21 protein-coding genes are annotated in these 23,249 nt (G+C 60.3%); 8 read left to right on the top strand and 13 right to left on the bottom strand.

Translation table 11 applies throughout. The annotated features are described in order from the left end of the window. Window positions 1-7: 7 nt before the first annotated feature. From glgB to FCH38_RS18345, 4 genes are all read right to left on the bottom strand, one after another. The gene (gene glgB / locus FCH38_RS18360) at window positions 8-2,215 is read right to left on the bottom strand and encodes a 1,4-alpha-glucan branching protein GlgB (RefSeq protein ID WP_174374660.1); all 2,208 of its coding nucleotides are present in this window, start codon (window positions 2,213-2,215) and stop codon (window positions 8-10) included. After that, complete coding sequence (locus tag FCH38_RS18355) at window positions 2,215-4,677, bottom strand: glycogen/starch/alpha-glucan phosphorylase (RefSeq protein WP_153515732.1); 2,463 nt, start codon at window positions 4,675-4,677, stop codon at window positions 2,215-2,217. The genes glgB and FCH38_RS18355 overlap by 1 nt, the downstream gene beginning before the upstream one ends. Before the next feature lie 443 nt (window positions 4,678-5,120). Then, entirely contained in the window at window positions 5,121-5,891 is a 771-nt protein-coding gene (locus tag FCH38_RS18350; RefSeq protein ID WP_174374659.1) for a class II glutamine amidotransferase, read from the bottom strand. Next, window positions 5,892-6,605, bottom strand: a complete 714-nt coding sequence (locus FCH38_RS18345; protein WP_046801694.1) for an aspartate/glutamate racemase family protein — start codon at window positions 6,603-6,605, stop codon at window positions 5,892-5,894. It abuts the gene before it with no gap. A gap of 167 nt (window positions 6,606-6,772) precedes the next feature. Here FCH38_RS18345 and FCH38_RS18340 point away from each other — a divergent pair, with 167 nt between their 5' ends. After that, window positions 6,773-7,234, top strand: coding sequence for an Lrp/AsnC family transcriptional regulator (locus FCH38_RS18340; protein ID WP_149901214.1), 462 nt, complete (start codon window positions 6,773-6,775; stop codon window positions 7,232-7,234). An 18-nt stretch (window positions 7,235-7,252) separates the two neighbouring features. On the opposite strand, the gene FCH38_RS18335 is transcribed toward FCH38_RS18340, so the two are convergent. From FCH38_RS18335 to FCH38_RS18325, 3 genes are all read right to left on the bottom strand, one after another. Continuing rightward, window positions 7,253-8,236, bottom strand: coding sequence for an aldose 1-epimerase (locus tag FCH38_RS18335; RefSeq protein ID WP_174374658.1), 984 nt, complete (start codon window positions 8,234-8,236; stop codon window positions 7,253-7,255). Window positions 8,237-8,401: 165 nt separating this feature from the next. Next, window positions 8,402-9,295, bottom strand: coding sequence for an NAD(P)-dependent oxidoreductase (locus tag FCH38_RS18330; protein WP_174374765.1), 894 nt, complete (start codon window positions 9,293-9,295; stop codon window positions 8,402-8,404). 88 nt (window positions 9,296-9,383) lie between these two features. Then, window positions 9,384-10,139 (bottom strand): SDR family oxidoreductase, encoded by a 756-nt coding sequence (locus tag FCH38_RS18325; RefSeq protein ID WP_174374657.1) that lies wholly within the window; start codon window positions 10,137-10,139, stop codon window positions 9,384-9,386. Between the two features lie 218 nt (window positions 10,140-10,357). Between FCH38_RS18325 and FCH38_RS18320 the strand changes: the two genes are divergently transcribed. The 7 genes from FCH38_RS18320 (at window position 10,358) to cydX (ending at window position 18,703) form a co-directional block, all read left to right on the top strand. Then, entirely contained in the window at window positions 10,358-11,389 is a 1,032-nt protein-coding gene (locus FCH38_RS18320; RefSeq protein ID WP_174374656.1) for an L-idonate 5-dehydrogenase, read from the top strand. Window positions 11,390-11,672: 283 nt separating this feature from the next. Further along, entirely contained in the window at window positions 11,673-12,251 is a 579-nt protein-coding gene (locus FCH38_RS18315; RefSeq protein ID WP_174374764.1) for a GbsR/MarR family transcriptional regulator, read from the top strand. A gap of 17 nt (window positions 12,252-12,268) precedes the next feature. Beyond that, a complete protein-coding gene (gene cydD, locus FCH38_RS18310) occupies window positions 12,269-14,059 on the top strand; it encodes a thiol reductant ABC exporter subunit CydD (protein ID WP_174374763.1) in 1,791 nt (596 codons plus the stop codon). After that, window positions 14,056-15,747, top strand: coding sequence for a thiol reductant ABC exporter subunit CydC (gene cydC / locus FCH38_RS18305; protein WP_174374655.1), 1,692 nt, complete (start codon window positions 14,056-14,058; stop codon window positions 15,745-15,747). The genes cydD and cydC overlap by 4 nt, the downstream gene beginning before the upstream one ends. Window positions 15,748-15,816: 69 nt before the next feature. After that, window positions 15,817-17,394 carry a cytochrome ubiquinol oxidase subunit I gene (locus FCH38_RS18300; RefSeq protein WP_174374654.1) on the top strand — a complete coding sequence of 526 codons (1,578 nt, stop codon included), beginning with the start codon at window positions 15,817-15,819 and terminating at the stop codon, window positions 17,392-17,394. 6 nt (window positions 17,395-17,400) lie between these two features. Then, entirely contained in the window at window positions 17,401-18,558 is a 1,158-nt protein-coding gene (cydB, locus tag FCH38_RS18295) for a cytochrome d ubiquinol oxidase subunit II (RefSeq protein WP_174374653.1), read from the top strand. A 22-nt stretch (window positions 18,559-18,580) separates the two neighbouring features. Next, window positions 18,581-18,703, top strand: a complete 123-nt coding sequence (gene cydX, locus FCH38_RS18290) for a cytochrome bd-I oxidase subunit CydX (RefSeq protein ID WP_046801704.1) — start codon at window positions 18,581-18,583, stop codon at window positions 18,701-18,703. Window positions 18,704-18,784: 81 nt separating this feature from the next. On the opposite strand, the gene FCH38_RS18285 is transcribed toward cydX, so the two are convergent. From FCH38_RS18285 to nadA, 6 genes are all read right to left on the bottom strand, one after another. Continuing rightward, a complete protein-coding gene (locus FCH38_RS18285; RefSeq protein WP_142842456.1) occupies window positions 18,785-18,973 on the bottom strand; it encodes a hypothetical protein in 189 nt (62 codons plus the stop codon). 22 nt (window positions 18,974-18,995) lie between these two features. Next, window positions 18,996-19,415 carry a DUF3597 domain-containing protein gene (locus tag FCH38_RS18280; protein WP_174374652.1) on the bottom strand — a complete coding sequence of 140 codons (420 nt, stop codon included), beginning with the start codon at window positions 19,413-19,415 and terminating at the stop codon, window positions 18,996-18,998. Window positions 19,416-19,427: 12 nt separating this feature from the next. Next, window positions 19,428-19,679: a GlsB/YeaQ/YmgE family stress response membrane protein gene (locus tag FCH38_RS18275; protein ID WP_080828456.1), complete on the bottom strand. Its 252-nt coding sequence runs from the start codon at window positions 19,677-19,679 to the stop codon at window positions 19,428-19,430. Window positions 19,680-19,822: 143 nt separating this feature from the next. After that, window positions 19,823-20,686, bottom strand: a complete 864-nt coding sequence (gene nadC, locus FCH38_RS18270; protein ID WP_174374651.1) for a carboxylating nicotinate-nucleotide diphosphorylase — start codon at window positions 20,684-20,686, stop codon at window positions 19,823-19,825. A 1-nt stretch (window position 20,687) separates the two neighbouring features. Then, window positions 20,688-22,256 carry an L-aspartate oxidase gene (locus tag FCH38_RS18265; protein ID WP_174374650.1) on the bottom strand — a complete coding sequence of 523 codons (1,569 nt, stop codon included), beginning with the start codon at window positions 22,254-22,256 and terminating at the stop codon, window positions 20,688-20,690. Then, complete coding sequence (nadA, locus tag FCH38_RS18260) at window positions 22,253-23,224, bottom strand: quinolinate synthase NadA (protein WP_174374649.1); 972 nt, start codon at window positions 23,222-23,224, stop codon at window positions 22,253-22,255. Before nadA ends, FCH38_RS18265 begins: the two co-directional genes overlap by 4 nt. Between the last annotated feature and the right edge of the window lie 25 nt (window positions 23,225-23,249).

Below are 23,249 nucleotides of genomic sequence, written 5' to 3'. Positions count from 1 at the left end.
CTGTCTGTCAGTTTTCCGGCTCGAGCATGATCGTCGCCAAAGGCGGCAGGACGAGCATCGCCCCGATTTCTCCACCGGCATCGACCGCCTGAACACGTCCGCCATTTCCCTTGCCGCTGCCGCCGTAGATTTCGGCATCGGTGTTGAGAATCTCCCGCCATCGCCCTGCCAGAGGCAGCGGCACATAATAGTTTTCCCGATAGACCGGGGTGAGATTACAGATAACCGCCACCGGTTTTTCGCCCGGTGCCGACCGCAGCCATGCGAAGACGGAATTTTCGTGATCGTCGACCACCAGCCAGCGGAAACCTTCCGGCTCGCAGTCGCGGGCGTGCAGCGCGGCTTTCGAACGATAGGTGAGGTTGAGATCGCGCACGAGGCGGCGCATGCCCTCATGCATCGGATATTGGCGAAGGTTCCAGTCGAGCGCGCCCTTCTCGCTCCATTCGCTCCATTGGGCGAATTCCTGGCCCATGAACAGCAGCTTCTTGCCTGGATAACCCCACATGAAACCGTAATAGGACCGCAGGTTGGCGAATTTCTGCCAGTCGTCGCCGGACATTTTGGCGATCAGCGATCCCTTGCCGTGCACCACCTCGTCATGGGAAAGCGGCAACACGAAATTCTCGGTGAAGGCGTAAAGCAGACCGAAGGTCAGTTCCTGATGGTGGAACTTGCGATGCACCGGCTCCCGCGAGAAATAACTCAGCGTGTCGTGCATGAAGCCCATGTTCCATTTGAAGCCGAAACCGAGACCACCTTCGTGGACGGGCTGGGACACCTTCGGCCATGAGGTTGATTCTTCCGCGATCGTCATGACGCCCGGATGGGTGCCGTAGACGAGCGAATTCATCTTTTGCAGGAAGCGCACGGTTTCCAGATTTTCGCGCCCGCCATATTCGTTGGGGATCCACTCGCCTTCCTTGCGGGAATAATCGAGGTAGAGCATCGAGGCGACCGCATCGACACGCAGGCCGTCGAGATGGAATTTCTCGGCCCAATAAAGCGCGTTGTTGATGAGGTAGGACATCACCTCGACGCGACCGAAATTATAGATGGCCGTGTTCCAGTCGGGATGGAAACCCTGACGCGGATCGGCATGTTCGTAAAGCGCCGTACCGTCAAACCAGCGCAGGCCGTGCTCGTCAGTCGGGAAATGGGCCGGGACCCAGTCGAGGAGCACGCCGATACCGACCTTGTGCGCGCCGTTGACGAAACGCGCAAAGCCTTCCGGATCGCCGAAACGGGCAGTCGGGGCGTAAAGGCCGGTCGTCTGGTAACCCCAGGAGGGATCGTAAGGATGTTCGGTGATCGGCAGGAACTCGATATGGGTGAAGCCCATATCCGTGCAATAGGGAATGAGCTGCGCGGCCATTTCGTCCCAGCTGAGGAAAGTGCCGTCCTCGCGACGCTGCCAGGAACCGGCGTGAACCTCGTAAATGCTGATCGGCTGGCGGCGCTGGTCCACCTGCGCCCAATGTTCGCGGTGAGCCTGATCTTCCCATTTTTGCGTCAGTTCCGGCGCAGTGACGGAAGCGTTTTTCGGCCGCAACTCGCCGCGCCGCGCATAGGGGTCGGCCTTTAGCGGCAGAAGCTCGCCATTGGCGCCGAGGATTTCGAATTTATAGGCGCAACCGACATAGACGTCAGGTGCGAAGATTTCCCAGATGCCGGTATCCTTGCGGAAGCGCATCACATGCCGGCGACCATCCCAATTGTTGAAATCACCGACGACGGAAACGCGCCTGGCATTGGGAGCCCAGACGGCAAAATGAAAACCTTCGACGCCTTCGAGCTTTAGAGGATGTGCGCCCATCTTGTCGAAGAGCCGCAGATGCGATCCTTCGCGGACGAAATAATCGTCCATCGGCCCGAGAACCGGGCCGAAGCTGTAGGGGTCCGTCACCGCCCACTCGGCATCATCGCGGCCAGCCCGATAACGCACCGGCTGGCGCGATGTTAGCTCAACCGGACCTTCGAAAAAACCTTCCGGATCGAGCTGCTTTAGCTCGCCGACGAAATTCCCGTCCAATGTCAGGACGGAAACTTCCTCGGCGCCCGGAATGAAACAGCGGGCGGAAAACCCTTCCGGCGTTTCATGGACGCCGAGAAGGGCGAAGGGATTGGAATGCAAACCGCTCTTTATCGCCTCGATTTCAGCCTTCGTGATGTCGCCAGTCTTTTTCTCTTCGGCCGAATTGAGCGGTTTTTTCATCAGGCTCTCCAGATCTCGGCGGCATATTGCCGGATCGTCCTGTCGGACGAGAACCAGCCCATACGCGCCGTGTTGTGAACTGTTTTGGTGTTCCAGCTATCCTGATCGCTCCAGATCGCATCCACCTTGCGCTGCGCGTCGGCATAGGCGTCGAAATCGGCGGCGACCATGAACCAGTCGCTATTGTATATACCGTCGATGAGGGCGGAAAAACGCGAACGGTCATCGGGTGAGAACACGCCGGACGCAATGGACGACAGCGCCTGAGACAATTCCGTGGACTGTTCGATGATCGCGCGGGGATTGTGACCTTCAGCACGGGCCTTTGCGACTTCTTCCGCCGTCATGCCGAAGATGACGATGTTGTCAGCGCCGACATGTTCGAGCATTTCGACATTTGCGCCATCGAGCGTGCCAATGGTGAGCGCGCCGTTGAGAGCAAACTTCATGTTGCCGGTGCCGGAGGCCTCCATACCGGCGGTCGAAATCTGTTCCGAGAGATCGGCGGCGGGAACCATGATTTCCGCAAGCGAGACATTATAGTTCGGAATAAACACCACTTTCAGAAGCCCACGCACGGCCGGATCGTTGTTGATGACCCGGGCAATATCATTGGCAAGCTTTATGATCAGCTTCGCGTTGTGATAACTCGGCGCTGCCTTGCCTGCGAAGAACTTAACGCGCGGTACCCATTCCAGTTCCGGGTGGGAACGGATCTGGTCGTAAAGCGCTACCGTCTCGATAAGGTTCAGAAGCTGGCGCTTATATTCGTGGATACGCTTGATCTGAATGTCGAACATGGCCGAGGGATCGACGCGGATGCCCATGCGCTGCGCCACCGTGTTGGCAAGGCGCACCTTGTTCAGACGCTTCACTTCGGCGAATTTCTCGCGGAAACCGGCATCGTCGGCGAAGCGGTCAAGCGCCGTGAGCTTTTCCGCATCGTCGAGGAAGTCGTCGCCGATCGCCTCGCGCACCAGCCCCGTCAGGCCGGGGTTGCACTGCATCAGCCAGCGGCGGGGCGTGATGCCGTTGGTCTTGTTGTTGATGCGATCGGGATAAAGGTAATGCAGGTCGGCGAAGACCGTTTCCTTCATAAGCTCGGTATGAAGTGCTGAGACGCCGTTGATAGAATGCGAGCCGATGAAGGCGAGGTTGCCCATGCGTACACGGCGCTCGCCGCCTTCATCGATCAGCGAGATGGAGCGGATCTGCTGATCCGCCATCTTCTTTTCCTTGCGGGCATAGACCAGCGTATTGGCATTGATCGCGTAGACGATCTGCATGTGCCTCGGCAGCAACCGCTCGAGCAGTGGCACCGGCCAGCTTTCCAGCGCTTCCGGCAGAAGCGTGTGGTTGGTGTAGGAGAAAGTTCCCCGGGTAATGGTCCACGCTTCGTCGAACTCAAGTCCATGCACATCGCATAGCAGGCGCATCATTTCGCAGATGGAAATGGCCGGATGGGTGTCGTTGAGCTGGATCGAAACCTTGTCCGGCAGCGAGGTGAAATCAGGATATTGCTGAAGGTGGCGGCGTAGAATGTCCTGCAGCGAGGCGGAGGAGAAGAAGAACTCCTGCCGCAGACGCAGTTCCTGGCCGGCCGGCGTTGCGTCCGCAGGGTAGAGAACGCGCGTCAGGCTTTCTGCCTTGTTGCTTTCCCGCAGGGCGCCGATGTGATCGCCGGCATTGAAGGCGGCGAGAAGAATGGGGTCGATCGGCTGTGCCGACCACAGGCGCAGCGTGTTGACGCGGGTGCCGCGCCAGCCGACGACCGGCGTGTCATAGGCCATGGCAATCACACGCTCGGCCGGTTTCCAGACGAAACGCTGCGGCTCTTCATAGCCGCCGATGGTTTCCACCGATCCGCCGAAGCCAATTTCATAGGAGCTTTCACGACGTTCGAATTCCCACGGATTACCGTGGGCCAGCCATGTTTCCGGCAGTTCCACCTGCCAGCCATCCGCCATCTGCTGACGGAAAAGGCCGTGCACGTAACGAATGCCATAGCCATAGGCGGGAATATCGACGGTGGCCATGGATTCCATGAAGCAGGCGGCGAGACGGCCGAGACCACCATTGCCGAGTGCGGCATCCGGCTCCAGCCCGGCGATGACGTCGAGATCGACGCCGAGCGAAGACAGCGCATCGCGGATTTCGTGCATCAGGCCGATATTGGAGATGGCGTCGCGCATCAGGCGACCGATCAGGAATTCCAGCGACAGATAATAAACGCGCTTGGAATTATCGGCATAGGCCTTGCGGGTGGATGCCATCCATTTGTCGATGATGCGGTCACGGACAACAAGAATGGTTGCGGTCAGCCAGTCATGCGGCTTGGCTACCTTGACGTCCTTGCCGATACGGTAAGTCAGTCGCTCGATGATTTCCGCCGCCATGATTTCCGGGTTGGAACTGCGCGGGGCGGGGCGGGGAAGATCGGCGGCGTTGAGATTATTGATCATTGGTCGGTCAGCACCTTGGTGGGAGGAGAGGGTCTGAGAGGTCGATCCGGCTTGCCTTTGCTGACGCCAGTTTATGCATCGATATGGAGGCGTGGCAACAGCAATTTTTGCGGAAAGTTGGAGGGCTTAATATAATGAAAAATAAGACTTTTCCTTCAGCGTCCCCAGGATCGCCAAAGGCATTGCGCGCTCTCTGTGCGCCGTTCTTGAACGGGTTTGCGTGGTCGTTGCGATGCCGGGCATCGTTCAAAAAAGGGAGAGAGGCTGCAATACTTTCTGAAGTGGTTCACCGGTCCTGAAATCTGTTTCGGTCTATCGGATTACACACTAGCCTTCGCGGCCTGGGAAATTCAATGAAAATAAATGAGACGGCGCCGCCGCCAGCCGCCTCATGGTGGCGCCGGGCAGAAAAATCGGTTTCGGCTTGTCAACAAGGAAGATGTTTACGACAGAAAAAAAGGTTCTGTCGTCATCTCGCCGGCGCGGATCGTCACTCGCGTATTCGGCGGAACGGCACACCAGGGGGTGCAATCGAAGGAAAAAGGTTCCGAACTCAATGCAATTCCCTCATCGAGCCCGCGCCAGTAAAGCGTTGGCGGCTTGTCGTCGCTGGACCAGCGGAAAGCATGCAGACAATCGCCATCCATCAACACGGCGCTGAATCTAAGTGCGGAGGAAACGCCCGCAGCGGTCATCTTTTCCTGACAGAGGCGCAGGGCGGTTGAAATGGCGCGGATGGGGTCGGTGTCAAGGCCATGGCCGGCGGCGATCAGGAAGATCGCTTCGCTGTCGCCGGTGCCGCGCCGGGATGCATAGATATCGTCGGGAATGAGGGAGTCGATGTCGCGCCTTATCTGCTCGTAACCGCCGATCTGGCCGTTATGCATGAACAGATATTGTCCATGCGCGAAAGGGTGGCAATTGGCGCGGGATACTTCGCCTGACGTCGCGGAGCGGACATGGGCCATGAACATGCCCGAGCGAAGCTGATGGCAAAGGGCGGCCAGATTGGCGTCGGACCAGGCGGGTCTGGTGTCGCGAAAGACGCCGGGCGTGCCGCGGTCACCATACCATCCAAGCCCGCAACCATCGCCATTAACGACGGTTTTGGCTTCCCTTGCGGCCATGGACTGGCTGACCAGCGATGCTTCCGGCTCGATCAGCAGACTGTCGAGCCAGACCGGTTTACCGGAATAGGCAAAGAGGCGACACATTCATGCGGCTCTATTGAAGGCCTTGTTTCCGAGCGCGAAGCCGACGGCGGCTTTCGCGTGAATGGCGGTCGAATCATAACCCGGCAGCGGCAGCGCGTCGGGATCGATCAGCAGCGAAATTTCAGTGCAGCCGAGAATGACGGAATCGACACCGAGCGCACGGGCCTTCTCGATAACCGCGAGATAGCGCTCGCGCGAGCAGGACTTGATCTCGCCCTGGCACAGTTCGCCAAAGATGATGTCGTGGATCGCGGCCCGGTCTTCCGCATCGGGCACGACCACATCGACACCGTGGCGGCGCATACGGTCGGTGTAGAAACCATGTTCCATCGTGTAGCGGGTGGCGAGCAGCAGCGGCTTGCGGCGTCCATCCGCCTTCAAGGCTGCAGCGGTTTCATCGATGATGTCGATGAGTGCGACGCCCGACATTTTCTCGACCGTTTCTGCAACCAGATGCATGGTGTTGGTGCAGATCAGCACGCAATCGGCACCGGCATTGGCAAGGCGTGCCCCGGCGGCACCCAAAAGCGCACCGGCTTCATCCCAACGATCGGCCTTCTGCAGGGCGACGACTTCGGAAAAATCAAGCGAATGCATGACGATATCGGCCGAGACCAGCCCGCCGCGGCTATCGCGCACGGCCTCATTGATCATGCGGTAATAGGTTGCGGTAGATTCCCAGCTCATGCCGCCGATCAGGCCGATGCGTTTCATAAGAGTTGCCTTATTAAGTTTGATTGAAGGCAAGAATGCCATCGCAGGGACGAAAACGGCATGCGTTTTTTCGAGGGTTTAGATGTTCTTATGCAAATATCAGGCGTTCAAGAGGCTTGTCTTGCAATTTTATTGCGCCTTTGCGTTAACCAGTGCATTCTTTACCGATGATTGATGATCGCGACCGCCGAATCCTTGCGATTCTCCAGGAAAATGCCGAGACGCCGCTCGCCGATATAGCGGAGGAGGTTTCCCTGTCGCTATCCGCCTGCTCGCGGCGCATCACGCGGCTGCGTGCGGAAGGTTATGTGACGGGTACGATGGCGCTGCTCGACCGGCGGAAAATCAACCTGCCGACCACGGTTTTCCTGCTGGTGAGAACCGGCCTGCATGCAGAAGACTGGCTGGACCAGTTCCATGCCGCCGTCAGCTCCATACCCGAAATCGTCGAGGTTCATCGGCTTACCGGCAATTTCGATTATATTCTGAAGCTGGTGCTGCCGAATGTCGAATATTACGACACGGTCTACAAACAGATCCTGCGCCGCGTTCAGCTTTACGACATGTCCGCCTATATCTCCATGGAGACGGTGAAGCTGTCGTCTTCCCTGCCGACAACGCATATTTGAGGGATCATCCGTTTGTTCTCAGCCTGCGGTTTCGAAACGGAAGCCGAAGCGAAAACTGCGGGTCTCGCCCGGCTGCAGGGTGATCGCGGCTTCAAGGTCCGGCTGGTTGAAGGCATTGGTGGGCGTTTCCACCGGTTCGAGCGCAATGGATTTTCGCCTGCCGCGGGCCAGCGTGTCGCCGGTGAAGACATGCATGTGGCCACGCTCCTGCCATACCGTCAGGTTCGAACCGTCCTGCCGGTTTTCGATCCGGGTCTCGTAAAGTCCGTTTTCGGATGGGATGAGGTCGGTAAAGCAGACATCCAGTACCTGGCCGGCGAACGGCGCAAAAAGAAAGCGGGTGTCGTCCCGTCTGACTATTCCCCCCTGTGAGGACCGTAGCGGAATCAAATCCCTGTCTGTTTCAATCGCCGTTCGAGAGGGTAGCGTGAGAAGGAGATCGTCGATGGACGCGATGCCGGGAAGACGGAAATAGGGATGCCAGCCTGCGGCGAAGGGCAGCGGCTGATCATCGCCATTGATGCCGCGTATGATGATGGTGACCTCATGGCCGGAGAATCGGTATTCGACCTCGATGGCGAGATGATAGGGGTAACCCCTGAAATCAGAGGGCGATATCTCCGCGCGGAAAACCAAAACATGCACGCCGCTTTCCTCGAAAGACTGGTTGAGGACAAAGGGCAGGGCTCTCGCAAATCCGTGGAAGACGAGGGTTTCGTGCGTTAGCACCGGCTCTATTCGATGCATTTCCCCGCCGAAACGGAACTGGCCATCCGGGATGCGATTGGTGAAGGGGGCGAGAATGCCGTTTCTCACGCCGTTTTGTGATTGCAATTCCGCGGGCGTCGCATAGCCATCGACAAGATTTTCGCCTGCGCTGCCATCGGCAAGTTGCGGCCGCCAGCTGAGAAGCGTGGCGCCCTCATAAGCGATCTCGGCGGTGAAACCGTCGCCGGAAACGGTAATGCCGGCAATCCCCGTGCCTGTGGCGGAAGTGGTCATCGGGAAATTGTCCTTTATATGCATATGTCTGCAATCATCGGGTCGTTTGACCCGCTGATTCGACCGATCATCTTCGCTGTGGGATAATTTCGCAATGGTCATGACGGGCCGCAGCAAGCGCGGCCTCCGCCATTTTGATGTCAAGGTGCCTGTCTATGACAGAACTCAGTCTGGGAAGGTTCGTTTCGCGCCGCTGAAAAATTCCATCAGGGCGGCCTGATCCTCACCACCCAGTCCCGCTGCCGTCAGCATGCGGTGCACCTCGGCGCAGACCGCCGTCAGGGGCATGGCCGTGTTGGTGCGCCTGGCCAGATCCTGCGCGCCGTTCAGGTCCTTCACCATATTGTCTATACGACCGGTGCGGCGGTAGTCCCTGGTCACATAACGCGGCATATATTCCTGCAGGATGGCACTGTCCGCCCGTCCGCCCTTCAGCGCCTGCGGTATCTTGGCGGCATCGACGCCCGCATCCAGCGCAAGCTGTGTTGCTTCCGCCACGGCCAGAAAGTTCAGGCCGCAAAGAACTTGATTGATGAGCTTGGTCGTCTGCCCGGCACCGCAGGGTCCCATATGGGTATAGTTACTGGCGATGTGCCGCAGCACGCGATGCGCGTCGGCCACATCAGTTTCGCTGCCGCCGGCCATTAGCGTCAATTGCCCAATGAGCGCTTTCGGCGCACCGCCGGAAAGCGGGCTGTCCACCCAGCGCAGACCCTTTTCGGCCGCATCGGCCGCCAGTTCTTTCGTCGCTTCCGGGTCGATGGAGGACATGTCGATGATCAGCGTGCCGGGCTTTGCGCCCGCCGCCACGCCATCCTTGCCGAAGACGGCGATGCGGACGATCTTCGGTGAGTTGAGGCTGAGGATCACGACATCGGAGACGGACGCTGCTTTCGCCGCGGTGTCGGCGCTTTGCGCGCCGAGGCTGGTCAGCGCCGCCACCTTCTCCGCATCCAGATCGAAAACCGTCAGCTGGTTACCGGTCTCGATCAGCCGCGCGCCGATCGCGCCACCCATGGCGCCCGCGCCGATGAGGGCGACTTTGTTCTGCTCGGTCATGGTATTCACGGCCTCCTCCCAAAGTGTCGTGGTGTCGTCAGTTCCATTCCGGATGGCGGCCGCAGCCGGGCATCCGGAACGGAGGATTTTAAAGCGAGGCGGTGATGCCGCCGTCGACGTAGAGAATATGGCCGTTCACGAAGGACGAGGCGTCGGATGACAGGAAAATGCAGGCGCCGACAAGCTCTTCGACCTTGCCCCAGCGACCGGCGGGCGTGCGCTTTTCAAGCCATGCGGAAAAGGTTTCGTCTGCGACCAGCGCCGCATTGAGCGGTGTGTCGAAATAGCCCGGCGCAATGGCGTTGCACTGCAGGCCATATTTGGCCCAGTCCGTCGCCATGCCTTTCGTCAGATTGCCGACGGCGCCCTTGGTCGCGGTGTAGGGCGCGATGCCGGGGCGGGCAAGGGCGGTCTGAACGCTGGCGATATTGATGATCTTGCCGCGTCCACGGGAAATCATGTGGCGTGCTGCCGCCTGTCCGGCGTGAAACACCGAGGCAATGTTGGTCTGCAGCAGGCGCTCGAAGGCATCGGCCGGAAAATCCTCAAGCGGCGTGCGGTGCTGCATGCCGGCATTGTTAACGAGAATGTCGATGGGGCCGACTTCGGCTTCGAAGCGATCGATGGCCTCGCGCACTGCGCCGTGGTCGGTGGCGTCGAAGGCAAGCGTTTTCGCACCCTTGATGCCGGCTGCGGCCGCTTTCAGCTTGGCTTCGTCGCGCCCGTTCAGCACCACTTCCGCGCCGGCCTCCGTCAGGCCTTGTGCCAGCGCGAAGCCGATGCCCTGGGATGAACCCGTGATCAGGGCGCGGCGGCCGGAAAGATCGAACAAATTAAGGCCCACTGTTTCCTCCAGTCTCTCGACATTGCTTTTGTACAGGTTTATGTTATCGATAACATTCATCCCTTTCAGGCGCGGATGTCAAGGCTTAAACGCCCGGTTTCGGTACGGATCCGGTGCGGGAGGAGGCCACAGGGTGGCTAAATGTGCTCTTGTGGCAGCGATCTGGATGCGGAAATTTTTACGCGCCGCAGTGGCGCGCGTTTGAACGGGAGTTGTTGATGAGAGCGATTGTCGCCCACGGGGCAAAGGATGTGCGCATTGAGGAGCGGCCGGAGGAAGCGCCGGGGCCGGGAGAAGTGCGGCTTCGTCTGGCCCGGGGCGGTATTTGCGGTAGCGACCTGCACTACTACAATCACGGTGGTTTTGGAGCAATACGACTTCGCGAACCCATGGTGCTCGGCCATGAAGTCTCCGCTGTTATCGAGGAACTGGGTGAAGGCGTTGAAGGCCTGAAGATCGGCGGTCTGGTGGCGGTTTCGCCGTCCCGCCCGTGCCGCACCTGCCGTTTTTGCCAGGAAGGCCTGCACAACCAGTGCCTCAATATGCGCTTTTATGGCAGCGCCATGCCTTTCCCGCATATTCAGGGTGCTTTCCGCGAGGTTCTGGTGGCGGATGCCCTGCAATGCGTGCCGGCCGACGGCCTGAGCGCCGACGAGGCGGCCATGGCGGAACCGCTGGCGGTGACGCTGCATGCCACTCGCCGCGCTGGCGATTTGCTGGGAAAACGCGTGCTGGTGACGGGTTGCGGCCCCATCGGCATTCTGTCCATCCTCGCTGCGCGCCGGGCGGGTGCTGCCGAAATCGTCGCGACCGACCTTTCGGATTTCACGCTCGCCAAGGCGCGCGAAGCGGGTGCGGATCGTGTCATCAACAGCAAGGATGAGCCCGACGCGCTTGCCGCTTATGGTGCGAGCAAGGGCACTTTCGACGTTCTCTATGAATGCTCTGGCGCGGCCGTAGCGCTTGCCGGCGGCATCGCCGCGCTCCGGCCGCGCGGCATCATCGTCCAGCTCGGGCTGGGTGGCGATATGAGCCTGCCGATGATGGCGATTACCGCCAAGGAACTCGATCTGCGCGGCTCCTTCCGCTTCCATGAGGAATTCGCCACCGGCGTTGAGCTGATGCGCAAGGGCCTGATCGACGTCAAGCCATTCATCACCCAGACCGTCGATCTCGACGACGCCATCTCGGCCTTCGAATTCGCCTCCGACCGCAGTCGGGCGATGAAAGTCCAGATCGCTTTTTCGTAAGCGATTCCGTGTATTTTTGTACGGCCCTAACCGGCGGTGGCTAGTTCCACCGCCGGTTTTTTATCGGGAGATTTCAGCCTCAGCAGACTATCATTGATGTTATCGGTATCATAAATTATCTGCGAAAGGTTTCCTGGTCCTCCCCGGCTAGCCGGCCGTGCATGTGCTGACGTATCCCAGTCGAGCTGCACATTTTGACGCAGGTCAAAAAGGTGATTTGCCGCCCGTCCTTTTTTGCGTTATCGAAATTTCAGAAATTACTGAAAATTCAGGAAACAAAGAAATGCCGACCAGCCTGTCACCGCTCGTTCAGTCCTTTGTGCTGCATTTTGGCGAGATGGGCAGCCGCTGGGGCATTAACCGCACGGTCGGCCAAGTCTATGCTTTGCTTTACATATCGCCGCAGCCGCTCTGCGCGGACGACATTGTTGAGGCGCTTGGCATTTCCCGTTCCAACGTCTCGATGAGCCTGAAGGAGCTTCAGGCGTGGAACCTTGCAATTCTCAAGCATTTTCCCGGCGACAGGCGCGATTTTTTCACGACGCCGGAGGATGTCTGGCAAATTCTCCGCACCCTTGCCGAAGAGCGCAAGAAGCGCGAAATTGATCCCACCCTGAGCGTATTACGCGAAATTTTGATGGAGACGCCGGAGAACGAAGATGAGCGGCATGCGCAAAAGCGCATTGACGAGATGAAGACGCTGATCGAGCAGCTCACCGGCTGGTATGACGATGTGAAGCGGCTGGAAACGGAGAGGTTGGCCTCCCTTCTGGCGCTCGGCTCAAAGGTCACGAAGCTGCTGGAGGCGAAGGACAAGATCGTCTCTCTCGCGAGACCCCGCGGCGCGAAAAAGTACAGGTGAGGAGATCGGTCGTGAACATGTCCGCACAAATTCGCCAGTCGGCCGATAGCAATGGCGCAGACTGTCCTGTGCCGGTTTCGGTCTCACCTGAAACGCCGAGGCGGCGCTTCTTCAGCACCGCCAGCCGGAAGACCTCCCGCGACAAGAGTGCCGTGAAAACGACACGCGCACCGGCGGTCGGTAGATCCGTTGCCCTGTTGCATGTTCTGGCGGCCCTGCTCTGGTTGCCGCAGGCGGGCCTGCTTGCCTTTTCAGTCGGAAAAATCGCTGACGGCGAACCGATGATGGTAATCGTGCCGGCGGCTGTTGCGGTTCTCATTCTGGGTCTCCTGAAGGCGTGGCTGGAGAAAATCGCCGCGAGACTATCGTTTCGTGCTGCGCGTGCGGCATTGTCACAGCGCCGGCTGGAAGCGCTTCAGGCGGTGGCGACGGTTTCGCCGCTCGATCTGTCGCGCACGGCTTCCGGCGAGGCGGCAAGTGTCGTGGCCGAGGCAGCGGAAGCGCTGGTGCCCTATCTTTCCCGTTTCCAGCCGGCGCGGATGAAGGCCACCATCATTCCCCTGGTTTTTGTGCTGGTAATCCTGCCCTTTACCTGGATCGCGGCGCTGGTGCTTCTCATCTCCATGCCGACCATCCCGCTTTTCATGGCGTTGATCGGCTGGCAGGCCAAGGCGGCGAGTGAAAAGCAGCTGGCCGAAACCGGCAATATGAATGCTTTCCTGCTGGATCGCCTGCGCGGGCTGGAAACGATCCGCGCGTTGGAAGCTGTCGATCTGACTGCCGGGCGCCTCAGCGCCGATGCGCATAACCTCAAGACGCGGACGATGGCGGTTCTGAGGATCGCTTTCCTGTCTTCGGCGGTACTGGAGCTTTTCGCCGCCCTCGGCGTTGCCATGTCCGCCGTTTACATCGGTTTCCATCTGCTCGGATTTCTTGATTTCGGCGCGTGGGGACAGAAGCTGACGCTTGCCGAGGGTCTGTTCATCCTGCTTCTGGCCCCGGCCTTTTTCGAGCCGCTGCGGGAGTTATCCGCGGTCTGGCACGACCGGGCGGCGGGGGAAGCCGCGCTTGGTACGCTCGACAAGTTGACGCAGGGCGGTGCGGCCATTGCGGGTGAGGGCAGGGATGTGGCGTTGGCAACATTGCCCACCCCCGGTACGGTGGAGATGGACGATCTGTCCTTTGCCTATCCAGCCTCGCCGCCTGTGCTCCGCAATTTCAATCTCAGCATTCAGGCGGGCGAAACGGTAGCGCTTCTGGGGCCATCGGGTTGCGGCAAATCCACGGTCCTTTCGCTGATCGCCGGGCTGGCTTCGGCCGCAAGCGGGACGATAAAAATCGGCGGCGTCGCCCTTGATGACGAGACGGCCGACACCCTGCGAACATCCATCGGCTGGATCGGCCAGAAGCCGTTCTTTTTTACCGGTTCGCTTGCGGCGAATATCCGTTTCGGCCGCCCCGGCATCACGCGGGATATGGTCGAGACAGCGCTTGAGCAGACAGGGCTGGAAAGACTGTCGTCCGCCCGGCAACATCTGCTTGTCGGCGATGGTGGCCACGGCATTTCCGGTGGCGAAGCCGTGCGGCTGGCCATTGCCCGCGCCTTTGCCGATCCCGCAACGCGGCTCATTCTGGCCGACGAGCCAACGGCGCATCTTGATCGGGAAACCGCTGCTCTCATTACGGAAAACCTGCTGCAGCTGGCAAAAGGCAGGACGTTGATCGTCGCAACCCATGATCCGGTGCTGGCCGCGCGCATGGACAGGGTCGTGGATATGGCGGCGATCCATTCGGGGGATCGGTCATGATTGCGCGTTTTGCCATATTGAAACCTGTCATTGCCCTATTTTGGACGGCGCGTCGCGGCATGCTGCTTGCGGGTGCGGTTCTGGCCGCAACTACGGTGCTGGCGGGTATCGGCCTTCTCGGTGTTTCCGGCTGGTTCATCACCGCCACCGCCATTGCCGGTCTGCTTCCGGCAACGGCCTATGCGTTTGATGTTTTTGCGCCCTCTGCGGCCATTCGTCTTCTGGCGCTGTCGCGCACCGCCGCCCGGTATGGCGAGCGCATGACCACCCATGAAGCGACGCTTTCCGTGCTTGCGGCGCTGCGCGAAAAGCTGTTTCGCGGGTTTGCCGCGCCGCAGGCGGCGCAAAATCTGGAAGCGAGGCCCGCCCGCCTGCTGAACCGGTTGACCGCGGATATCGATGCGCTGGATTCGCTTTATCTGCGCGTGCTGGTGCCTGCCGCCGTCGCGGTCCTTGCGGCTGTTGCAACCGGCATCGGGCTTGCTTTCCTCAATCCGCTTGCGGGCATTCTGGCGGCGCTCTTTCTCATAGCGGCAGGGCTCGGCATTTCGGTGCGCTCCGCCTTGCGGGCAGAGAAATTCTCCCGCCGGCGGGCAATCGGGCTTGAAGCGTTGCGTGCCCGCACGGCAGACCTCGTCAACGGTCAGACGGAATTGCTCACGGCAGGTCGGCTTTCCGCGCAGGTCGCGGCAGTGAAGCGGGCCGATGACTACCTGCTTTCCTGTGACGAGGCCTTGAACCGCATCGAAACGAATGCCGGTTTTTCCTTCGGGCTTGCAACGGCGGCCCTTCTGAGCACGGCTCTGCTCGGCATGGCCTGGCTGGCGGAGCAGGGAACGGTAAGCGCGCCGGCCGCAGCACTCGGGCTGCTCGTCTGTTTCGCCGCGCTGGAGCCTTTCACCGCGCTGCGCCGTGGTGCGATGGAACTCGGCCGCACATTGTTTTCCGCAAGGCGCATCGCGCCGCGCCTTTCGGCGCGGGCTGAGGCCAGCTGTCCGGCTTTGCCCACCAGCGGCGTGGCGGCGGCGCTTGAAGGCGTGCGTCTGGAGCGGCACGGTAACGACAAGCCGGTCCTGACGACTATCAATCTTGCCATTGCCGCTGGAGAAAGGGTCGCGATCATCGGCCCGAGCGGTGCGGGCAAGACCAGCCTCATCCAGCTTGTGGCGGGTGAATTGCAGCCATCGGCAGGTACTGTCCGCGCCGTGCCCTCTTCGCTCATGACACAGCGGAGCCAGCTTTTCCGCGATAGCATTGCCGATAATCTGAGGCTGGCAAAACCCGCTGCGACCGAGCGTGAATTGTGGGACGCCCTTGACGCCGCAGGCCTTGCCGAACACGTCAAAACCCTGCCCGCCGGGATGGAGACGAGGCTTGGCGAGGCGGGGCAGGGTCTCTCCGGCGGCCAGTCACGCCGGCTGGCGCTCGCCCGTTTCCTGCTCATCGACAAACCGCTCTGGCTTCTCGACGAGGTGACGGAGGGGTTGGACGGCGAGACGGCCCGCGACGTGCTCAGCCGGCTGTTTGCGAGGGCCGAAGGCAAGACTGTCGTGATGATCACCCATAATCGCCGCGAGGCAGAATTTGCCGATCGCATCATCGTGCTGAAAGACGGGCGTCAATTTGACGAATGTCAAAGCGGGACGGCGGAATACGACGTAGTGCTGCAAACATTACGTCGGGACTGAGTATTTTTTGAGAGCCGGGCTTGCCTTAAAAAACGGGCGGCTGGCCTTCTGGAAAAGGTGGGTAAGACTATGGAACTCGACATAGTGGCGCTGTCGCGCCTGCAATTTGCAGTGACGGCTTTATATCACTTTCTGTTCGTTCCCTTGACGATCGGGCTGTCGGTGGTGATAGCCATCATGGAAACGGTCTATGTCATGACCGGCCGGGTGATCTGGCGGCAGATGACGAAATTCTGGGGCACGCTGTTCGGCATCAACTTCGTGCTGGGGGTTTCGACAGGCATTGTCATGGAATTCCAGTTCGGCATGAACTGGAGTTATTACAGCCACTATGTCGGCGATATTTTCGGCGCGCCGCTGGCGATCGAAGGCATGATGGCCTTCTTTCTGGAAGCCACCTTCGTCGGCCTGTTCTTTTTCGGCTGGGACAAGCTGTCGAAACTCGGTCATCTCGTCGCGACATGGTGCGTGGCAATCGGCTCGAACTTCTCGGCGCTGTGGATTCTGATCGCCAATGGCTGGATGCAGAATCCGACAGGGTCTGCCTTTAATCCCCAGACCATGCGCATGGAAGTGACGGATTTCGCCGCGGTCCTGTTCAACCCGGTCGCGCAGGCGAAATTCGTTCACACGGTTTCCGCAGGTTATGTCACGGCCTCCATCTTCGTGCTCGGCGTTTCCGCCTGGTATGTGCTGAAGGGTCGCCATGTCGATCTCGCCAAGCGATCGATGACAGTCGCCGCCTCCTTTGGTCTGGCGTCCGCCCTGTCGGTCGTCGTGCTGGGGGACGAAAGCGGTTACCTCTCCACCGAACACCAGAAGATGAAGCTCGCCTCCATCGAGGCCATGTGGGAAACGGAGCCGGCGCCGGCACCTTTCACCATGATCGGTTTTCCCAATCAGGAAGCGCGCGAGACACATTTCGCGGTCAAGATTCCGTGGGTAATGGGACTTATCGGCACGCGCTCGCTCGATACGGAAATCCCCGGCATCAACGATCTGGTGGAACAGGCAAAGACCCGTATCCGCGACGGCATCAAGGCCTATGATGCGCTGATGCAGATACGCGCCAGCGGCAAGGGCGCGCAGCTGCCCGAAGAGGTGAACGGCACCTTTGCCGAACTCGGCCACGAGCTTGGTTACGCCCTGCTGCTGAAACGTTATGTCGACGATCCGCGTCAGGCGACAGAAGAGCAGATCGCCAAGGCGGCGGCCGATACGATCCCCCATGTGCCGACCCTGTTCTGGGCCTTCCGTATCATGGTCGGTCTCGGCATGTTCTTCATCGTTCTGACGGCGACCTTCTTTTATCTTTCGGCCCGCCGGCGGCTGGACCGTTATCCGCTGTTGCTGAAGGTGGCCGTTTTCGCCATTCCGCTGCCGTGGATTGCCGCCGAAATGGGCTGGGTGGTGGCGGAGTTCGGGCGTCAGCCGTGGATCATCGAAGGTGTGCTGCCAACGGCAGCGGCTGTTTCGAGCCTCAGCGCCTCGACGGTTCTGATTACGCTTCTGTGTTTCATCGCCATCTACACGGTGCTGTTCATCGTTGAGATGGGGCTGATGCTGAAGGCGATCCGCAAGGGGCCGGATCCGGACCATGAGCCGGAAGCGCCGCTCGTTCCTGAAAAACTTGTCGCTGCGGAGTAAATTATCATGATCCTGCACCAACTCATCGACTATGAAATTCTTCGTATCATCTGGTGGCTGCTGCTTGGCGTATTGCTTATCGGCTTCGCCGTAACCGGCGGTTTTGATCTCGGCACCGGCGCGCTGTTGCCCTTCGTCGCGAAGACGGATATTGAGCGGCGTGTCGTTATCAACTCTATCGGCCCGGTATGGGAAGGCAATCAGGTCTGGCTCATTCTCGGAGCAGGTGCGATCTTCGCCGCCTGGCCGCCACTCTATGCGGTGTCGTTTTCAGGGTTTTACCTGGCAATGGCGGCCATCATGTTCGCGTTGATCCTGCGGCCGGTCGGTTTCAAATATCGCTCCAAGCGCGAGAGCACGGCATGGCGCAGCGGCTGGGACTGGGCCTTGTTCGTCGGCGGCTTCGTGCCGACGCTGATCTTCGGCGTGGCCATCGGCAATGTGCTGCAGGGCGTCCCGTTCTACTTCAATGATGACTTGAGGATTTTCTACGACGGCACGACGCTGTTCGAGCTTCTGAACCCCTACGCTATTCTCTGCGGCCTCGTTTCCGTCGCCATGCTGGTAATGCATGGGGCGGCCTGGCTGGTGCTGAAAACCGAAGGTCCGGTTGCCACCCGCGCCCGCAGTTTTGGCAGCATCGCGGCACTTGCCACCACCGTTCTTTTCGCGCTTGGCGGCATTCTGCTGTGGTTCGGTGTCGATGGTTATCGTTTCACCTCGGAAGTCGTGACCGACGGGCCGTCCAATCCTTTGGCAAAGACGGTTGAGGTCGCAACCGGCGTCTGGTTCTCCAATTATGCGGCGCATCCGTGGATGATGCTGGCACCGGCACTCGGTCTGGCCTTCCCGCTGGTCGCCTTCATATTGCTGAGGCTCCGCAGGGAAGTGATGGCGCTGCTTGCCAGCTCGCTTGCCATTTTCGGCATCATCGCCACCGTCGGGCTTTCGATGTTCCCCTTCATCCTGCCGTCTTCGGTCGATCCGAAGTCGAGCCTGACGGTGTGGGATGCTTCGTCCAGCCATATGACGCTGTTCAACATGCTGGTCGTCACCCTCATCTTCGTTCCGATCATCGTCGCCTACACCTCTTGGGTCTATCGCGTGTTGTGGGGCAAGGTGGATGAAAAGGCGATCCGCGACGACAGCGGCCACGCATATTGATATCGACAGAAGGAGATCGAACATGTGGTATTTCGCCTGGCTGCTCGGCCTGCCTCTCGCCGCCATCTTCGCCGTCATGAACGCCATGTGGTACGAACTGATGGAAGAAAACGCCAAAAAGGCTGAGGCAAATCTGGAAAAATAACACTTCGGCATGAGGCATAAAAGGGCGGCATCCGGTCCGGATGCCGCCCTCTCGTAAAACAGCCGTGCCTGTCGCGCGGCCTTAGTGGATGGCGATGCCGCGCTTGTCCGCTTCTTCCTTGATGATGTCTTCGACGATTGCTCTCTTGAGGTTTGGATTTCCCAGGAGATAGTCGTCGGCGATCTCGAAAATCGACTTCGGGTTGTCGGTCCCGTGCAGGGTGTCGAGGTCCTGGCCGATCTGCTCGCGCAGGCTGGAATAGTCGTCCATTGCGGCTCTCCCGTTTACCGGTTCAATCCAAAAGGTCGGCCGGAACCTTGCCGCCGTTTTCGGAGAGTTTCTTGATGACGGCCTTGTGCAGCCAGATATTCATCGTCGCCGAATCCGAGGTGTCACCGGTATAGCCGAGTTCCCCGGCCAGTTCCTTCCGGGCGCTGAGGCTGCTGTCCAGATCGAGCGCTTTCAGAAGGTCGACGATCGAGTGTTTCCAGTCGAGTTTCTGTCCGTTCTTTTTGACTGCGGCATCCAGAATGGAAGCGACATCGACGCTGCCGGCGGATGCCGGAGCGCTGGTTGTCGGTGCCGGTGAGGCAGGCTGCGCCGGTGCAGCCGGGCTTGCGGCGGTTGTCGGTGTGCCGGCCGGGGCCGAAGTCTGCGGGGCGGCTTCGGCCTTGCCGAAAACCGCGTTTTTGATCTTGTCGAAAAAGCTCATTTTTATGCTCCCTTATCGGCGAAATGCACGCCCGATGGCGATGAGGATGCAGGCGCCGATGAAACCGGCGATGAGATAGCCAATCCAGCCTCCCAGCGAGACGCCGATGAGCCCCAGAAGGAAATTCGCGACGATGGCGCCGACGATGCCGAGAATAATGTTCATGAAAACACCCATATTGCTTTTCATGAACTGTTCGGCGAGCCACCCGGCTACGCCGCCGATAATGATTGCTGCAATCCAGCCAACTTGTGCGTCTTCCATAACAGGCCTTTCCTTTGTGAGAGAGGTCCCCAGGCATATGGACAGGCTTTTGCGCGCACTGATCCCCCCGCCTTAAATAGACCCCCGGCGGGGTAACAACGAAGATGGGGACATTTGGTTCCGTGTGGTCCGCCCTTACTGCCTTATTTTTTTTTCTGGCTTTGAAAGTCCAGCCCGATATCCAGAACCGGTGCGCTGTGGGTCAGCCAGCCGATGGAGATGAGATCGATGCCGCTTGCAGCGATGGCTGCGGCCGTCTGCGGATTGATACGGCCGGAGGCTTCGGTGATGGCGCGCCCGGCGACGATCGCCACGGCCTCGCGCAACTGTTCCGGCGTCATGTTGTCGAGAAGAACCGCGTCGACACCTTCGTCCATCACCTCGCGCAATTGCGTGAGCGTATCAACCTCCACCTCGATTTTGACGAGATGGCCCACACCCTGTTTGGCGCTGTGGATGGCGGCACGCACGCCGCCCGCCACGGCAATGTGGTTGTCCTTGATGAGGACGGCATCATAAAGCGCAAAACGGTGGTTCATGCCGCCGCCGGCGCGCACGGCGTATTTTTCCAGCGCCCTGAGGCCGGGCGTCGTTTTGCGGGTACAGGCGATTGAGGCCTTTGTGCCGGAGATGGCGGCCGCGATTTTTGCGGTAACGGAGGCGATGCCCGAGAGATGGCCGAGAAAATTCAGCGCCGTGCGCTCCGCCGTCAGCAGCCCGCGTGAGGGACCTTCGATTGTCGCGATGATATCGCCGGGCACCACGGACGCTCCATCCTCAACGTGCCGCGTCATCATGATCGCCGGGTCCACCAGCTGGAAGGCAAGCTCCGCCGCATCGAGACCGGCGATGACGCCCGGTTCGCGCGCCGCCATGACGACGACCGAGCGATGATCGGCGGGAATGACGGCGGCGGAGGTTATGTCGCCCGCAAGCCCCAGATCTTCCAGAAGGGCGTTGCGCACGAGCGGCTCGATGATGAGGCGTGGCAGGGGGGCAATGGTCATGTCAGGCGCTCCGCGCAATGCTGGAAGAAGAAAAGCTGGATGAGGAAAGGTCATGGCCGATGGCGATCACTTCGGTCAGGCTCAGCCTGCGTCTTGTGGCGACCGCGTCCTTTCCGGGAAAATCGTCGCGGAAATGCGCGCCGCGCGATTCCGTGCGCAGGGCCGCGAAAACGGCGATGGTGAGGCCTACCAGGGCGGGATCGGATGCCGGGCCTTCCTGTTCGGCAAGCGGCAGCAAGTCCCGGATCGCTTCGCGCAAGCCTTCTGCATGTCTCACAATGCCGAGATGGCGGGAAACGATGGGTCGGACGGCAGCGGGATTGGCGGCTCCACAGTTGGGGGCTGTGCGTGGCGCAACAGCTGCCGGCCCTGCCGTGCGTGCCTGTCGACCGGCGAGATCCTGCGCTGCGCGCATGCCCATGGCGGCGGCTTCCAGCAGGGAATTGCTGGCGAGCCGGTTGGCGCCGTGCAGGCCCGTGCAGGCGGTTTCACCGGCAACCCACAGACCCGGCACCGAGCTTTGGCCTCTGCCATCCGTGGCGACGCCGCCCATATGGTAATGCACGGCGGGACGCACGGGCACAAGTTCGCGGGCGGGGTCTATGCCGGCCTCGCGGCAGAGCAGGTCGATGGAAGGGAAGCGGGCGGAAAAGCCGGAACCCAGCGCCTTGCGGGCATCGAGAAAGACCGCGCCGCCGCGCAGGATTTCCCGGTCGATGGCGCGGGCGACAATATCGCGTGACGCAAGCTCGGCGCCCGGCACTGTCGCCATGAAACGTTCGCCGTTTTCATTGAGCAGAAGTGCGCCTTCGCCCCGCACCGCTTCGCTGACCAGTGCCAGCGGCCGTCTGGGCGAGGAAAGCGCCGTCGGGTGGAACTGGACGAATTCCATATCGGCAAGGATGGCGCCGGCGCGCGCGGCGAGCATGATGCCTTGCCCGAAATTGCCGGAAGGATTGGTCGTCGCTTCGTAAAGCCCGCCAAGGCCGCCGGTTGCAAGAATGACCCGTGTGGCCGGCAGAATGAAACTGCCCTTCGGGCCGGCGCAGGCGAGACCGGTGATCGCGCCCTCTCCCGTCAATAGGCGGCGGACTTCCGTGCCTTCGAGAACCGTGATGGATGGTGTGCGAAGGACTGCGGCTGCGAGCGCCCTGACAATGGCCGCGCCCGAACCGTCGCCTTCCGCATGCAGGATGCGCCGTCGGCCATGGGCAGCCTCCAGCCCGAAGACGAGTTTCCCCTCAGCATCGCGATCGAAGCGCACGCCGGCCCGCTCCAGCGCCTCGATGACGGCGAGGGCGGCGAAAACGATCTCCTCGGCCATATCGGCGTCGCAGAGGCCGTCGCCTGCGGCGAGCGTGTCGGCAAGATGCAGTGCTGCATTATCGTCCGGGCCGAGACTTGCGGCAATGCCACCCTGCGCCCAGGCGCTTGAGGTTTCGCCGCCGAGCGCGCCGCGTGTCAGAAGCAGCACGGGCTGCGGCGCAAGCGTCAGCGCCGCCATCAGGCCCGCAATGCCGCTGCCGACAATGACTGTCCAATCCTGCTGCGGCGGAAGGCGTTCGCTCATACCTCCAGCATCCTCTCCACGGCGCGGCGGGCAGCGACCGCGATTGCCGGGTCGACCGTCACCTCATGGCGGTTTTCCTCCAGCGCCGTGCGGATATTGCCAAGCGTGATGCGCTTCATATGGGGGCAAAGATTGCAGGGGCGGATGAATTCGACATCAGGGTGATGCACGGCGACATTGTCGCTCATCGAGCACTCCGTCAGAAGCACCACGCGGGCGGGCTGCTCCCGGCCGACATAATCCGACATAACGGCGGTGGAGCCGGAAAAATCGGCGGCTTCCACAACATCCGGCGGACATTCCGGATGTGCCAGAACGATGACGCCGGGATGGCTTTCGCGCAATTCCTTGATGTCATCGGCAGTGAAAAGCTCGTGCACCTCGCAATGGCCGCGCCAGGCAATCAGCTCGACATTGGTTTCCCGCGCGACATTCTTCGCCAGATATTCATCCGGCAACATCAGCACACGTGGCACACCGAGCGATTCCACCACCTGGCGGGCATTGCCCGAGGTGCAGCAGATGTCGGAAGCCGCTTTTACCGCTGCCGAGGTGTTCACATAGGTGACGACCGGAACGCCGGGATAGGCCTTGCGAAGAAGGGCGATGTCTTCGGGCGTGATGGAATCGGCCAGCGAACAGCCAGCGGCCATATCCGGAATGAGAACGGTTTTTCCCGGATTGAGCAGCTTTGCCGTCTCGGCCATGAAATGTACGCCGGCAAGAACGATAACATCCGCCTCCACTTCCATCGCCTTGCGCGCAAGGGCGAGGCTGTCGCCGACGATATCGGCGACGCCGTGGAAGATTTCCGGCGTCTGGTAATTGTGGGCGAGAATGACGGCGTTGCGTTTGCGCTTCAACTCAAGGATCGCATCCACATCGTCCTGAAAGCCCATCCATTCCGCCTTGGGAATGACGCGGCTGACCCGATCATAAAGGCTTGCGGCAGATATCTGTTCGTTCACGACGCTCTCCCATTTATACTCTTTC

The organism is Agrobacterium tumefaciens, from assembly GCF_013337285.1.
GTDB classification, from domain to species: Bacteria; Pseudomonadota; Alphaproteobacteria; order Rhizobiales; family Rhizobiaceae; genus Agrobacterium; species Agrobacterium burrii.
The sequence above is the reverse complement of the archived record's forward strand: the minus strand, read 5'-3'. Positions and strand labels throughout refer to the sequence as shown.